Source organism: Pseudomonas schmalbachii (assembly GCF_017589465.1).
Taxonomy (GTDB): Bacteria; Pseudomonadota; Gammaproteobacteria; order Pseudomonadales; family Pseudomonadaceae; genus Pseudomonas; species Pseudomonas schmalbachii.
The window spans coordinates 1-13749 of record NZ_JAELYA010000013.1 but is presented as its reverse complement, the minus strand read 5'-3'; the positions used below and the strand labels follow the sequence as shown (position 1 = coordinate 13749).

Below are 13749 nucleotides of genomic sequence, written 5' to 3'. Positions count from 1 at the left end.
AGCCCCTGATTCCGAAAGGTTTCAGGGGTTTTGTGTTTCTACGGTATGGCCTAAGCCCACCCTTCTGGTACACAAGGTGGGTACACATGACCAGCTCTAGGCCTATCATCAAAGGACCAGCCATCCCGAGGCAGCGGTCCTTCATGGCTCAGCCCTTCAAGCATCCCACGAGCGGCGTGTACTACCTCCGCCGTCGCGTCCCCGACGAACTCCGCAGCATCCTTGGCCGCGAATACAAGCGCTCGCTGAAGACTCGTGATCCCAGCGAAGCCAAAGGACGCTTTGCCGCCGAGTACGCCAAGAGCGAAGAGGTGTTCTCACTGGCCCGGCTCCAACTGCAAGGGACGGCAGTGCTCTCGGCACGAGATATCCAGCAGCTAGCGTCTCGTTGGTTCCGGCAGGAGCTAGACGAGATGGAGCGCACGGGGGAGTTCCGGACTTTTCTCATCCCCGGCTCCGTGGAGTCTTGGGAAACTCCGTATGGCTGGGAAGAACGGCAGGAGTATCTCAGCTACCGGGAAGCAGTTGAGTCCGGAAACGAGATAGATGCCGCTGGTGCAAGTCTGTCGTATGCCCGCAAGGCCATGAAGGCCGAGAGTCTACCCTTCCCTCAAGAGAACACGGCTGCCCGGAACAATCTCGTCGAGGCATTCCACGAGCACCTGTTCAAACTCTCCGATATTGCCAAGCAACGCCACGAAGGCAACTGGCTGGCCGAGGTAAATGTCCTCCACCATGAGCCTCTGAGCATTGGCAACCGGGAAAAGACCAAGGCCAAGACGCTGCTGGAATGCTTCGAGGCATATGCCAAAGCCAAGACACTGGACGATGGCGACAATCGCAGCACGAGGAAGACGCTGGACGAGTTCCGCAGTTCGCTCAGGCGGTTTGTTGAGCTGTTCGGGGATGTGGAAGTAACCAAGCTCACCCGAGCGGTGGTACAGGAGTACAGGTCCAAGCTGGCGGAGTTCCCTGTGAAGACCGCCGGGGCCGGCAAGCTGACAGCCCAGCAGCTAATCGACAAGGCCAAGGCCGAATCTCTGCCTCTGCTCTCACCGGCAACCATTCGGAACCGACTACGGGCGCTGTCGGCAGTCCTCGGTTTCGCCGTCCGTATGGACTGGATCAAGGAAAACCCTGTCGAGGCAGGCGGCATTGCCAAGGCGGCAGCCAAAGCCGCAGGGGCAAGGGCAGACCGCAAGAGGAAGGACTACACACAGGCAGAGCTGCAGGCCATCTTCAGCTCCGCTGCCTTCACGCAGCGCGATTGGAAGCCCGCAGGAGGGGGCAACTACGGGAAGGCGTGGTACTGGCTCCCGCTGCTCATGTACTACACAGGCTGCCGGCGCGAGGAACTGGCCCAGCTCGCCGTGGCTGACGTGAGCGAAGAGGACGGGATACCGTACCTGTCCATTCTCGCCCACGAGGACGACGGGCCGGAGGATGACGACCGCACCGTCAAAACGGCAGGCAGCCGGCGACGGGTTCCCCTGCATCCTGACTTGCTGAGGTTGGGCTTCCGCGAGTACGCGGCCAGCGTCCCCGCTGACGGGCAACTATTCCCCCTGCTCAAACCTTCTCCAGCGGGGTTCTACGGGGCGAACTGGGGGAAGGCATGGGGTAGGTATATCCGAGATGAGGCGTGCATCAGCGGGCCTGCTAGCCCGTCCCACGGCTTCCGCCATACGTTCAAGACACTGAGTCGACAGGTCGGTATTCCGGAGGATGTTCACGACGCAATCACGGGACACAGCCCGAAGAATGTCAGCCGGGATTACGGCTCCATGCCGTTGAGCCGGATAGCTCAGGAACTGGAGAAGTTTCCGCCGGCGCCGCTGCTTGCTCTCAAGGCATAGCCCTGCAAGCTCCCACAGGCGTCGTGGTGATGTGTTGGGGATCAGGCAGGCCGCAGGGCTGCCCTCCCTAATCCACGCATAGCTACCCCCCCATACCCCCCCGATACAGATTGAGCTTGGTCCTGGGATACTCTGACTCTGCATCCGACCTGCGTCTGGCTCTGAGTCTGACAACTCTCGCGTCGCTGGCGCTCCGCTCGCCCTCCCTTCCCTCTGACAAATATCCCTCTCCCCTTCCCCGCCACGAAAGCCGTGGCTGCTGGGTATAGGTCGTCGGTTCAGCTAATGCTGTTTGTCGTCGGTCGGTCGGTACGCCGGTTGACTGGAATGTCTCTCTAGTCTGGATACGGGGCCAATTAGAAGGCCCATGCAATGCCGCCAGCGGGGCGCGATGCAGCCGCCGCTTATATGCACTGCCTGGCAGCCAGCGTTTCACCAGCGGCCTTACAGGTGCCTTGGCAGCCATCACTCTCCGCCACGTCACTACGGGCTCAGACCTCCGCCCAATGCCGCTTCACCGTAGCTATATGCACCCCAAGGCGCTCGGCGACCTTCGACTGACTCAACCTCTCAGCCTTCAGCCTCTGCACTTTCTCCCGCGTCCCGGTGGCTACTGGCCGCCCCAGCTTCCTCCCCTCAGCCTTGGCCCGCTGTAGCCCCGCCTGCGTCCGTTCGATCAACAGGTCGCGCTCGAACTCAGCCACGGCGACGAGCACCTGCATTGTCATCTTGCCGGCTGCCGAGGTGAGGTCCACGTCCCCAAGGGCGAGGCAGCGTACCCGGATGCCACGGACGGCTAGTAGCTCAATAGTGCTCCGCACGTCCATTGCATTGCGGCCGAGTCGATCTAGCTTCGTCACCAGCAGCACATCCCCTGACTCCATGCGTTCCAGTAGCCTCTGGAATTGAGGCCTATCACAAGCAGGGACGGAACCGCTAACAGTCTCAGCCATGACTCGCTGTGGCTGGATATCAAATCCGGCAGCCTTCACCTCAAGCAACTGGTTGTCGGTAGTCTGGTCAGCCGTACTGACTCGGGCGTAAAGGAAGGCGCGGCTCATGCTGGCATCTCCGGTAGCAACAAACGTAGTCGCACCATGCAGATGGCGCATAAAATATGCAAGGCTATATTGATGCAACCAGACAGGTACCCCGACAGACGGTCGCATCTAACGGAGGTTTGTTGTGCAGCCCAGCACTTGAGCGCCCCGCACCTCTGAGACACGCTCCCCTTGACGCGACGCGTGCAAGGCGGATCGGCCGAGCGCCATAGTGGAGCTACTAGGCACGACGCCACACGTAGAAGAGTAGAGATACTTGGAGGAGAAGGGCCACCGGGGGAGGTAAGCGCATTATGTTCTCAGGCCCCACCGCCCGTACGAGGTGCGATTTTGGGCCGTGAGCACAGAAGGCTACTTAGGTTGAATGTTGTGGGCACTTCAAGATTAGTCATTGCGGCAAGCCTTCCGCCCAGCGGATGTGCACCCAAGAGAGTCCGAACATCCAGAATCTTTGTTAGGTACGCAGTACTGTCACCGCGCCCAAGATCGGCCCACATTATTGAGATCAGACAACTATTCATTAGCGAGAATTCACCAAACTCCTGCCTCGACGGTTCGCCTTCATTGAACATGTACTGCAGAGCCGCCATGAATCGCCCATCTCTCTACTCTGGCCCTCCAACAGCGCGGCTAACGCAACCATACAACAAACATCAGCCAACTCCAAAGGCCCATGTTCTTAAGATACGCCACTACCATCTCTGCATCCCTGACATACATCTTGTCCCAATCACCAATAACCCTATAAGCAATGTTCCTAAACGACGAAACCAAGAAACCTCACACTACTGCCACATACCGCTAAGAATAGCCTGCGCCGAACATGCAAAGAGATAAAGAGACTTAGAGGGCGCAATACAGCACAGAGACTCCTTGCTGACGTAGCGCCGCCTATCCAGCCCCCAAAATTTACTTCCCTATGTAGTTTAGGAAATTTTCATACTCATCCGGACACTCAACCAACAAGCCAGAAATATATTCAGTGGCTGCCGCATTCAGCCTAACCAACTTATACTCGTCACTTAACATATACTCCTCCGGCATACCTTCCATAGCCTCTTCAAATCTACGATATAGACACTCCATTAATAATGGGTCTGCCGAAATAGCTAGAACGCCCCCAAACCTAGCCGATAACGCTTGCTCTTCTGTCCCACCGTCATTCAAAACCTTCTCAGCAAATCTCATCTCAACTGAATGCAACTCAGCTCCGCCGGAGGCCTCACTAACACTATAAAGATTCGCAAACCCTTTCACTGCATAGTCGATATCAGGCCTTCTGGGCTGGAGCAAATACGCCTTCTTCTCGACCTCATCCACGTAATACTTAGAAGCAAATCCTAACAGAGCATCATCAACACTATTAAATTTATGGAGCCGCTTATGAATTTGAGCCTTTGCAATAACTTGACCCAAGCATAAAACCAACATCTGATAATCCGGATGAGCTCTATCCAAAACATAATTCGAATGCACCAAGGCTATCGCAGCTGCAGATAATTTATGAGGGCGCCCTCCGAACCTCCCTTCAAAAAAATACGATTCATGGACCCAAGCAGACTCAATCAACTTATTAGCTAACGCAGCCGGACCCGACTCAAGCAACCCTTGTCTTTTATAGCCCTCAAAAAGCTTCTGCAAAACTACAGCAGCCTCACTCTTTTTATACATCACAACTAACGAACCCCAAAAACCCATGACATCACCCCCAACAGAGCAAATAAAAACACTCTCAAGCTTACCGTTTACCTAATGCTGGGAATTCCATATATACACCAGAACTCCTCACAAGGATTAAAGCATAAGTGCAAACGAGCAGAAGGCAATCCAACTGAGGGCAAGCAGCCTCGTACGGACCACAACAAGAGACCAATGCAGCTTCCTCTAGGTACACAGTATCGGTACACTATGAACAAGGGGCATCCTTGAAATACCCCGATTTAAAGGGGCTTAGCCATTGCCTAGTCGTGTCGGCGGTTCGATTCCGTCCCTGGGCACCACCTTTCGTTTTCAGGTGGTGCCAAAACCACCCGAAAGCCCCAAGAAACCCGCCTAGTGCGGGTTTTTTGTTGCCTGGATTTTCCCTTCCTTTTTGGTTTAGGGGCATTTTTGGGGGCTTTCCGGTTCAGTCTTCCTCCAGGCCCCCATGCAGCCGTCCGGTTCCGCGCCGCAATCTGGACGGTGAGCCGAATAGAATCCACAATCGGCTCACTCAATGAGCCGAATAACTCCTCTATCCGGCTCACGACTGGATCAGAACCGACATGGACCACCCTCGCTGGATCTGGCAGCAACCCGATTGGCCCCGTTTCCACTGGCGGGCGGAGCGCCTGGCGCCGCTGTTGCGCGAGTGTGCGCAGGCCCAGGGGCGTTTGCTTGGCATGGTCGGTGCGACAGGCAGTGAGCTCGCCGCGCAGAGCGAACTGGATGTTCTGCTGCAGAACATCCTCACGTCCTCGGCCATCGAGGGCGAGCAGCTCAACGTCGGTTCGGTGCGTTCCTCGCTGGCCCGTCGCTTGGGGTTGGAGCAATCCGCCGACGGCCGCGTCAGCCCACGCAGCGAGGGGCTTGCGGAACTGATGCTGGATGCCACCCAGCATTTCGAACGACCACTCGACGAACAGCGCCTGCTGCACTGGCACGCCTTGCTGTTCCCCGAGCAGGACGAACTGCTGCCCCGGCGCATCCATGTCGGCGCCCTACGGGGTGAGGAGCCGATGCAGGTGGTTTCCGGCCGCCTGGACAGCCCCACCGTGCATTTCGAGGCGCCGCCCCGCGACGGATTGGAGCGACAGCTCAATGACTTTCTCGACTGGTTCGCCAGCAGCCGCAGCGATGCCAGTCTCGATCCCCTGCTGCGTGCCGGCATCGCCCATTTCTGGTTCGTCACCCTGCACCCGTTCGATGACGGCAACGGTCGGCTGACCCGCGCCATCACCGACCTGGCTCTGGCCCAGGCGGAGAACCAGGCCATCCGCTTCTACGCGATGTCCGCCAGCATCCTCGACGACCGCAGCGGCTACTACCGCATCCTGGAAAGCAGCCAGAAGGGCGATCTGGATATCAGCGCCTGGCTCGAATGGTTCCTGGGCACCCTGCTGCGCAGCCTGCAGCAGGCACTGGCGCGCATCGACCGTGTGCTGGCCAAGTCACGCTTCTGGCAGCAGCATCGCGAGCAGGCGCTTTCCGTGGAACAGATCAGAGTGCTCAATCGGCTGCTCGACGGCGGCGAGCGCGGCTTCGAAGATGGCATCAGCGCCAGCCAGTACCAGGCCGTCGCCAAGGTTTCCAAGGCCACCGCCACGCGTCATCTGAGCGACCTGCTGGAAAAGGGCTGCCTGCGGCGCCTGCCCGGCGGCGGCCGTTCCACCCGGTACCAGATCAACTGGACGGAAAGCGCCACGCCCTCCCCCTGAATCTTGCCTGCGTCGTGCCAGCACGAAGTGCATGCATTCTCAAATGCGAGTCTTTATTATTTCGCCCGCAGTGACCGACCGAGACTCGCAGCGTGCCCCTTCCCTCCGCCTCTCCACTTGCCGCGCTCTACCGCAGCCATCATGGCTGGCTGTTCGGCTGGCTGCGGAAGAGGCTCGGCTGTCCGGAGAATGCGGCCGATGCGGCGCAGGACACTTTTGCCAAGCTGATCGGGCGCAATGAACTGGAGTCGCTGCAGGAGCCGCGCACCTATCTGCTGGTGGCGGCCAACCGCTTGCTGATCAATCAGTACCACCGGCGGCGCGTCGAGGAAGAGACAGCGATGCCGCCCTACGCCTGCTGGAAGCGAGCCTGCCGATTCGCATCGAACGCCACAGTGACTATCTGCTGCGGGTAGTGCCGCACTGAGGTGGCGATTGGTGGAAAAGGCTTCGCCGTTTTCCACCCTACGAACTGTAGGAACCAGCTAGCTGGTGAATACGACAGGGCTTCGCGAGCAGAGCTCACTCCGGGCTGCATCGCCCACCGTAGGTTGGCGCTGAGCAACGCGAAGCCCAACATCGCCATCGTTGGGCTTCACTGCGTTCAGCACCAACCTACGCGGGTTCTGGCCCTTATGCAGGATGCAAGACGGTTGCTCCTGCAACAGCGGGCAGAAGAATTTTGCCGAGGGCACTGCCCGATTTTTTCTGAGCCCGGTCATTGGAAGCAAACACTCGAACTCCCTTGGGGGGGAACACCAATGACCGCACCGACCCTGTCCCTTTTCCGCATCAGCGCGCTGGCGCTGGCCCTCGGCTGCGCCATGCCGGTACTGTCCGTGGCGGCGGAGAGGACCTATCACTTCGAGCAGTCCAGCCAGCCGCTGGATCGTGCCCTGACCGACCTGACGGCGCGGACCGGCCTGTCGATCGGCGCCGACGCCAGCCTTCTGGCCGGCAAGACCGCGCCCGCGCTGCACGGCGACTACAGCGCCGAGCAGGCCCTGGAGCGGCTGCTGCAGGGCAGCGGGCTGGAATGGCGCTTCAGCGGCGAGCGCAGCATCACCCTGCGACCCGCGCCGCCGGCTTCGACCAGCGCAGCCGAGCATTCGTCGGCTTCGAGCGGGACGACTACAACCTGCGCCTGCAGGCCATGCGCCTGGAGAGCTACGACGATGCGTTCAAGGACAGCAACGGGCGCAAGATCGAGGGTTACACCACCGTCGACCTGCTCGGCGCCGTGGCGCTGCCGGTCGGCAAGCTGGAGGCCGGCCTGTACAACCTGACCGACCGCACCTACAAGACGCTGTTCGTCCAGGCCAACGCCGCCGCGCCGTTCCCCCATGCCGAAGGACGCCGCCTGGCGCTGAGCTATTCGGTGGACTGGTAACGCCTGACCGCGCCACTTTCCGGGGCCTTGCCCAAGGCCCCGGCCTTCCTGCCGCCCACAGGGCCGCGCAGCATTCCGCCGCAAACAGCCGAAACATCCTGACGGACGAAGCGGTTCGAATGAATCGTCGGCAACACTGTCTACTAGCATGTAGCACGGCGATATTTCAGAATCATGAAATTCCGGACGATTTTTCGTCAAAAGGGAAAATACCGTCCGGCCCTCAATGTTTCGTTTCCTTGTGGAGCACCTGTGCGCTCACTTATTCGCTGGTGGCAAACCCGCGGCAATCTCGCCACCCTCGCCGCCCTGTTCCTGCTGGTTCCGCTGGTCAGCCGTCACCTGCTGGGCTGGGGCACGCCACTCGGCTACCTGTCGGACCTGTTCATCGGCAGCCTGCTGGTGTTGCTGCTGCACAACCGCCGGTTGATCGTCGCCCTGCCGGTGATGCTGCTGTGGGGCATGATCAGCATTGGCTCGGTGGAGCTGGTCAGCGCCGTCGGGCGCATGCCGGACGTATCCGATGTGAAGTACCTGCTGGACCCGCAGTTCATCGGCAACTCGACGGCGGGCGCGGGCGGCGGCCTGGCTCACCCGTGGCTGGCGGCCGCGCTGGGCGGCGCCCTGCTGTTCTGCGCCGTGTTCTGGCGGCGCAATGAGCAACCGCTGCCGCGCTACGCCTACGCCGTGCCGGTGTCGCTGCTGCTCGGCCACTTCGGCATGCAGTACTACGTGCCCAGCGACGCCTGGGAATGGAAGCAGTTCAACCTGCCGCACAAGCTGCTCGCCGGCTCGTTCACCCGCACCGAACTGGCCATCGAGAACTGGCAGGATCGCGACAAGCCGGAAATCCCGGTGGACGCCAGCGGCCTGACCCGCCTCGACCTCAACGGAACCCCGCTGCTGGCCGGCAACGGCCAGGCGCGCAACGTGCTGATCGTGGCGATGGAAGGCATCCCCGGCGCCTATGTGGCGACCAACCGGGCGGCGCTCAGCAGCAGCTACAACGAATCGCTGATGCCCAAGCTCAGCGCCTGGGCGCAGCGCGCCATGACCACGCCGGACTACGTGGTGCACAGCCACCAGACCATCCGTGGCATGTACGCCCTGCTCTGCGGCGACTACAGCAAGCTCGACAACGGCACGCCCAAGGGCCTGGAACTGCTCGGCAATCCCTCCCGCGCGGCGGAATGCCTGCCGGCGCAGCTGCACCAGCACGGCTTCAGCACCCACTTCCTGCAGGGCGCCGGGCTGCGCTTCATGGCCAAGGACAAGGTCATGCCGGCGATGGGCTTCGACAAGACCCTCGGCCGCGACTGGTTCAAGAACACGCCGTACCTGGAATTCGCCTGGGGCATGGACGACAAGTCGTTCTTCGAGGGCGCGCTGGACTACGTCGGCGAACTGCGCCAGGCGAAGAAGCCGTGGATGCTCACCCTGCTGACCGTGGGCACCCACCAGCCCTACTCGGCCACCCCGGAATACCTGGCCAAGTTCGCCACTCCGCGCGAAGCGGCCGTCGCCTACCTGGATGACGCGATCGACGCGTTCCTTCGCGGCCTGGAGAAACAGGGCGTGCTGAAGGACACCCTGGTGATCCTGACGTCCGACGAATCCCACGGCATCGACGGCGTCCGCCTCGCCTCCTCCTGGGGCCTGAACCTGGTCCTCGCCCCGGAACAGGCCGCCCTGCCACCGGTGAAGAGCGGCGTCTACGGCCATGTCGACCTGGCCACCTCGGTACTCGACTACTTCGGTTTCCAGGTGCCGCAGGACCTGTCCGGCCGCTCGCTGTTCCGCGTCTACGACAGCGGCCGCGAGATGATGTCGTTCACCAACGGCCTGCTGCGCTATCACGACGGCAAGGGCACCTTTACCGAGTGCGATTTCCTCCAGGTGTGCCGCAGCTACCGCAGCGAAGGCTTCATCGCCGACAGCGCGCGCTTCATCGACCGTTTCAGCGGACGCAACGCGCGGCTGATCTCCGCCCGCGCCGCGGTGCTCGACCATTCGGTGATCGCCAACCCGATGGAGCGCGAATACCAGTTCGCCACCCGCGAGCGCATCCGCCTGAAGCCGAACGCGACCAACGACTACACGGATAACCTGATCGGCGCGCAGTACCTGGAATTCCCGCCGGACAGCCACACCACGGTGAGCCTGAAGATCCGCGCGATCCGCATGGATGCGCAGGGCGCCAAGGTGCAGCTGAAAACCAAGGAGTTCGAGAAGCCGGTCAACCTGCAACTGCCGGAGTTCCCGCTGGTCAAGCGCGGCGAGCCGCTGGAAGTCAGCTTCGGCTTCGATAACGAGAAGGCGCGCAAGGCGTTCTCCTTCCACCTGCTGGTGGAGGGCCGCGGCGTCATCGAGATCACCGACTTCCACGTCACCACCCAGCCGCGCAAATCGGCAATCGATGCACGTGGTCCGGACGCCGGCAAGGTTGCCGACAGCACAGCACCGGCCGGACCGCGCATTGGCGGCCATCCGGTGCTGATGGCCAACCAGCTCGACAAGCTGGAAAGGGACTCCACCGGTACCGAGTTGCCCAGCGATACGGCTCCGGAAGTGCGGCAGTTGATGCAATGAGTGTTTCCGCCTCCTCTCCCGCAAGGGGAGAGGAGGCATGACGCCCCACCGCCAACACCAATTCCCACAGAAGCTATTCTGAATCACTGCACGGCAAGTTCTGAGTCGTCGGCAAGACGTTGCTGTCAGCTTCTTGTTCACCCCAGGCGACAAGGCCCTGCAGCAATGCGACAACATGCCACTATCCCGACCGCGCGCGGCTTGCGGATGCTTGGCGCACCCCAGGTCGCGTGTTAGCTTCGCGTCGCCAGGAAGGCCCCAATCTTGCAGCAGCAAGTATCAGAAACATCCAAGAACAAAACAGAGGAGCCCCGCATGGCTGAGGCTGTACCCGCCCTGGAAATCCGTAACCTGCACAAGCGTTACGGTGACCTCGAAGTGCTCAAGGGCATTTCCCTTACCGCCCGCGACGGCGATGTGATCTCCATCCTCGGCTCCTCCGGTTCCGGAAAATCCACCTTCCTGCGCTGCATCAACCTGCTGGAAAACCCGCACGAGGGCCAGATCCTCGTCGCCGGCGAAGAGCTCAAGCTGAAGAAGAGCAAGAACGGCGACCTGGTCGCCGCCGACAACAGGCAGATCAACCGCCTGCGCAGCGAGCTCGGCTTCGTCTTCCAGAACTTCAACCTGTGGCCGCACATGAGCATCCTCGACAACATCATCGAGGCGCCGCGCCGCGTGCTGGGCAAGAGCAAGGCCGAAGCCATCGAGATCGCCGAGGCCCTGCTGGCCAAGGTCGGCATCTCCGACAAGCGCCACAGCTTCCCCGCGCAGCTCTCCGGCGGCCAGCAGCAGCGCGCGGCCATCGCCCGCACCCTGGCGATGCAGCCGAAGGTGATCCTGTTCGACGAGCCGACTTCGGCGCTCGACCCGGAAATGGTCCAGGAAGTGCTTAATGTGATCCGCGCGCTGGCCGAGGAAGGCCGGACCATGCTGCTGGTCACCCATGAAATGAACTTTGCCCGCCAGGTTTCCAGCGAAGTGGTCTTCCTTCACCAGGGCCTGGTAGAGGAGAAGGGCCCGCCGCAGCAGGTATTTGACAACCCGACGTCGGCACGCTGTAAACAATTCATGTCTAGCCACCGCTAACGGAGCAACATCGCATGAAAAACTATAAGAAGCTTCTTCTGGCCGCAGCAGCTACCCTGGCCTTCGGCGCCCACGCCGTTGCCGCCGACAAGCTGCGCATCGGCACCGAAGGCGCATACCCCCCCTTCAACGGCATCGATGCCAGCGGCCAGGTGGTCGGCTTCGACCTCGATATCGCCAAGGCGCTGTGCGCCAAGATGAAGACCGAGTGCGACGTGGTCACCTCGGACTGGGACGGCATCATCCCGGCCCTGAACGCCAAGAAGTTCGACTTCATCGTCGCTTCCATGTCGATCACCGACGAGCGCAAGCGCGCGGTCGACTTCACCAACCCCTACTACACCAACAAGCTGCAGTTCGTGGCGCCCAAGTCGGTGGACTTCAAGACCGACCAGGGCTACCTGAAAGGCAAGGTGATCGGCGCGCAGCGTGCCACCATCGCCGGCACCTGGCTGGAAGACAACCTGGCCGACGTGGTCACCATCAAGCTCTACGACACCCAGGAGAACGCCTACCTGGACCTGTCCTCGGGCCGCCTGGACGGCGTGCTGGCCGACAAGTTCGTGCAGTACGACTGGCTGAAGAGCAACGCCGGCAAGGACTTCGAGTTCAAGGGCGAGCCGGTGTTCGACAACGACAAGATCGGTATCGCCGTGCGCAAGGGCGACCCGCTGCGTGACAAGCTTAACGCCGCGCTGCAGGAAATCGTCGACGACGGCACCTACAAGAAGATCAACGACAAGTACTTCCCCTTCAGCATCTATTGATGCCGACCCCGCAGCGCCGGCCCACAAGGCCGGCGCGTGCCTTCAGGCGTGACACTCCATGATTTTCGACCTGCACGGCTTTGGCGATCAGTTGATCGCCGGCACCTGGATGACGCTGAAGCTCTCGCTGGCCGCAGTCTGCATGGGACTGCTGCTCGGCCTGCTCGGCGCCGTCGCCAAGACTTCCAAGAGCGGTTTCCTGCAATTCCTCGGTGGCGCCTACACCACCATCGTGCGTGGCGTGCCGGAAACCCTCTGGGTACTGATGATCTACTTCGGCACGGTGACCAGCCTGAACGCCCTCGGCGATCTGTTCGGCAAGCCGGAACTGGCCCTGTCGCCCTTCGCCGCCGGCACCACCGCGCTCGGCCTGTGCTTCGGCGCCTATGCCACCGAAGTGTTCCGCGGCGCGCTGCTGGCGATCCCCAAGGGGCATCGCGAAGCCGGCCAGGCACTCGGGCTTTCCGCGCCGCGGATCTTCTGGCGTATCGTCCTGCCGCAGGTGTGGCGCGTGGCGCTGCCGGGGCTGGGCAACCTGTACCTGATCCTGCTGAAGGACACCGCGCTGGTCTCGCTGATCACCCTCGAGGAGATCATGCGCAAGGCCCAGGTCGCCTCCAACGCGACCAAGGAACCCTTCACCTTCTACATGACTGCAGCCCTGATCTACCTCGGCCTGACGGTCTTCATCATGGCGGCCCTGCACTTCCTTGAGCGCCGCGCCGGCCGCGGCTTCGTGAGGACCGAGCTATGAACGATCTGGAGCTGATCATCAAATGGCTGCCGAAGATGCTCCAGGGTGTCGGCCTGACCCTGGAGCTGCTGGCCATCGCCGTGGTCGCCGGCCTCGCCCTGGCGCTGCCGCTGGGCATCGCCCGCGCCTCCCGGCACTGGTACATCCGCGCGGTGCCGTACGCCTACATCTTCTTCTTCCGTGGCACCCCGCTGCTGCTGCAACTGTTCATCGTCTACTACGGACTGGCGCAGTTCGAAGCGGTGCGCCAGGGCATGTTCTGGCCGTACCTGCGCGATCCGTACTGGTGCGCGCTGCTGACCATGACCATGCACACCGCCGCCTATATCGCCGAGATCCTCCGCGGCGCCATCGGCGCGGTGCCGGTCGGCGAGGTCGAGGCGGCGCGGGCGCTGGGCATGTCGCGCAAGCAGGCGCTGTTCCACATCATCCTGCCACGCGCCGCGCGCATCGGCCTGCCGGCCTACAGCAACGAGGTGATCCTCATGCTCAAGGCCAGCGCGGTGGTCTACACCGTGACGCTGTTCGACATCATGGGCATGACCCGCACCATCATCGCCCGCACCTACGAGTCCATGCTGTTCTTCTGCCTGGCCGGGGTCCTGTACCTGCTCATCACCCTGGTGCTCACCCGCCTGTTCCGCCTGCTGGAACGCTGGCTGCGGGTGGATGCGATGCAGGGGCGCTAGAGAAAGGCTGATCGCGGGCATGGCCCGCTTGTATGGCGGTAGGGTAGGAACCTGTCGGGGGTGGAGGGACAAGACCCGCTTCTGCAAGCCAGACGGTAGGAGACTTCCCCCACCCACGCGCTCACGACAAGCGCCGAT

10 protein-coding genes and 2 pseudogenes are annotated in these 13749 nt (G+C 61.5%); 10 read left to right on the top strand and 2 right to left on the bottom strand.

Annotated features, from left to right (window positions below; translation table 11 throughout):
* The first annotated feature begins 86 nt into the window (after nt 1–86).
* A complete protein-coding gene (locus tag JFY56_RS23750; protein ID WP_208316746.1) occupies nt 87–1856 on the top strand; it encodes a site-specific integrase in 1770 nt (589 codons plus the stop codon).
* 491 nt (nt 1857–2347) lie between these two features.
* On the opposite strand, the gene JFY56_RS23745 is transcribed toward JFY56_RS23750, so the two are convergent.
* On the bottom strand, nt 2348–2917 hold the full coding sequence (locus JFY56_RS23745; RefSeq protein WP_208316745.1) for a recombinase family protein: 570 nt from the start codon (nt 2915–2917) through the stop codon (nt 2348–2350).
* A gap of 909 nt (nt 2918–3826) precedes the next feature.
* On the bottom strand, nt 3827–4615 hold the full coding sequence (locus JFY56_RS23740) for a hypothetical protein (protein WP_208316744.1): 789 nt from the start codon (nt 4613–4615) through the stop codon (nt 3827–3829).
* A gap of 566 nt (nt 4616–5181) precedes the next feature.
* Between JFY56_RS23740 and JFY56_RS23735 the strand changes: the two genes are divergently transcribed.
* From JFY56_RS23735 to JFY56_RS23695, 9 genes and pseudogenes are all read left to right on the top strand, one after another.
* Nucleotides 5182–6333: a Fic family protein gene (locus tag JFY56_RS23735; RefSeq protein ID WP_208316743.1), complete on the top strand. Its 1152-nt coding sequence runs from the start codon at nt 5182–5184 to the stop codon at nt 6331–6333.
* 92 nt (nt 6334–6425) lie between these two features.
* Nucleotides 6426–6749, top strand: a complete 324-nt coding sequence (locus tag JFY56_RS23730; protein WP_208316742.1) for a sigma factor — start codon at nt 6426–6428, stop codon at nt 6747–6749.
* A gap of 219 nt (nt 6750–6968) precedes the next feature.
* Nucleotides 6969–7352: pseudogene (locus JFY56_RS24775) on the top strand (STN domain-containing protein); the annotation flags it as partial.
* Between the two features lie 47 nt (nt 7353–7399).
* Nucleotides 7400–7723: pseudogene (locus JFY56_RS24490) on the top strand (hypothetical protein); the annotation flags it as partial.
* 252 nt (nt 7724–7975) lie between these two features.
* The gene (locus JFY56_RS23715) at nt 7976–10312 is read left to right on the top strand and encodes an LTA synthase family protein (protein WP_208316739.1); all 2337 of its coding nucleotides are present in this window, start codon (nt 7976–7978) and stop codon (nt 10310–10312) included.
* 315 nt (nt 10313–10627) lie between these two features.
* Nucleotides 10628–11401 (top strand): ABC transporter ATP-binding protein, encoded by a 774-nt coding sequence (locus JFY56_RS23710; RefSeq protein ID WP_208316738.1) that lies wholly within the window; start codon nt 10628–10630, stop codon nt 11399–11401.
* Nucleotides 11402–11415: 14 nt separating this feature from the next.
* Entirely contained in the window at nt 11416–12168 is a 753-nt protein-coding gene (locus JFY56_RS23705) for an ABC transporter substrate-binding protein (RefSeq protein ID WP_208316737.1), read from the top strand.
* A 58-nt stretch (nt 12169–12226) separates the two neighbouring features.
* Nucleotides 12227–12922 carry an ABC transporter permease gene (locus JFY56_RS23700; RefSeq protein WP_208316736.1) on the top strand — a complete coding sequence of 232 codons (696 nt, stop codon included), beginning with the start codon at nt 12227–12229 and terminating at the stop codon, nt 12920–12922.
* Entirely contained in the window at nt 12919–13611 is a 693-nt protein-coding gene (locus tag JFY56_RS23695; protein ID WP_208316735.1) for an ABC transporter permease, read from the top strand. The genes JFY56_RS23700 and JFY56_RS23695 overlap by 4 nt, the downstream gene beginning before the upstream one ends.
* Nucleotides 13612–13749 lie beyond the last annotated feature (138 nt).

Excerpts from the sequence above, each read along its gene's own strand:
- JFY56_RS23750 (WP_208316746.1), top strand. The coding sequence starts at position 87 with ATGACCAGCTCTAGGCCTATCATCAAAGGACCAGCCATCCCGAGGCAG.
- JFY56_RS23745 (WP_208316745.1), bottom strand. The coding sequence starts at position 2,917 with ATGAGCCGCGCCTTCCTTTACGCCCGAGTCAGTACGGCTGACCAGACT.
- JFY56_RS23740 (WP_208316744.1), bottom strand. The coding sequence starts at position 4,615 with ATGGGTTTTTGGGGTTCGTTAGTTGTGATGTATAAAAAGAGTGAGGCT.
- JFY56_RS23735 (WP_208316743.1), top strand. The coding sequence starts at position 5,182 with ATGGACCACCCTCGCTGGATCTGGCAGCAACCCGATTGGCCCCGTTTC.
- JFY56_RS23710 (WP_208316738.1), top strand. The coding sequence starts at position 10,628 with ATGGCTGAGGCTGTACCCGCCCTGGAAATCCGTAACCTGCACAAGCGT.
- JFY56_RS23705 (WP_208316737.1), top strand. The coding sequence starts at position 11,416 with ATGAAAAACTATAAGAAGCTTCTTCTGGCCGCAGCAGCTACCCTGGCC.
- JFY56_RS23700 (WP_208316736.1), top strand. The coding sequence starts at position 12,227 with ATGATTTTCGACCTGCACGGCTTTGGCGATCAGTTGATCGCCGGCACC.
- JFY56_RS23695 (WP_208316735.1), top strand. The coding sequence starts at position 12,919 with ATGAACGATCTGGAGCTGATCATCAAATGGCTGCCGAAGATGCTCCAG.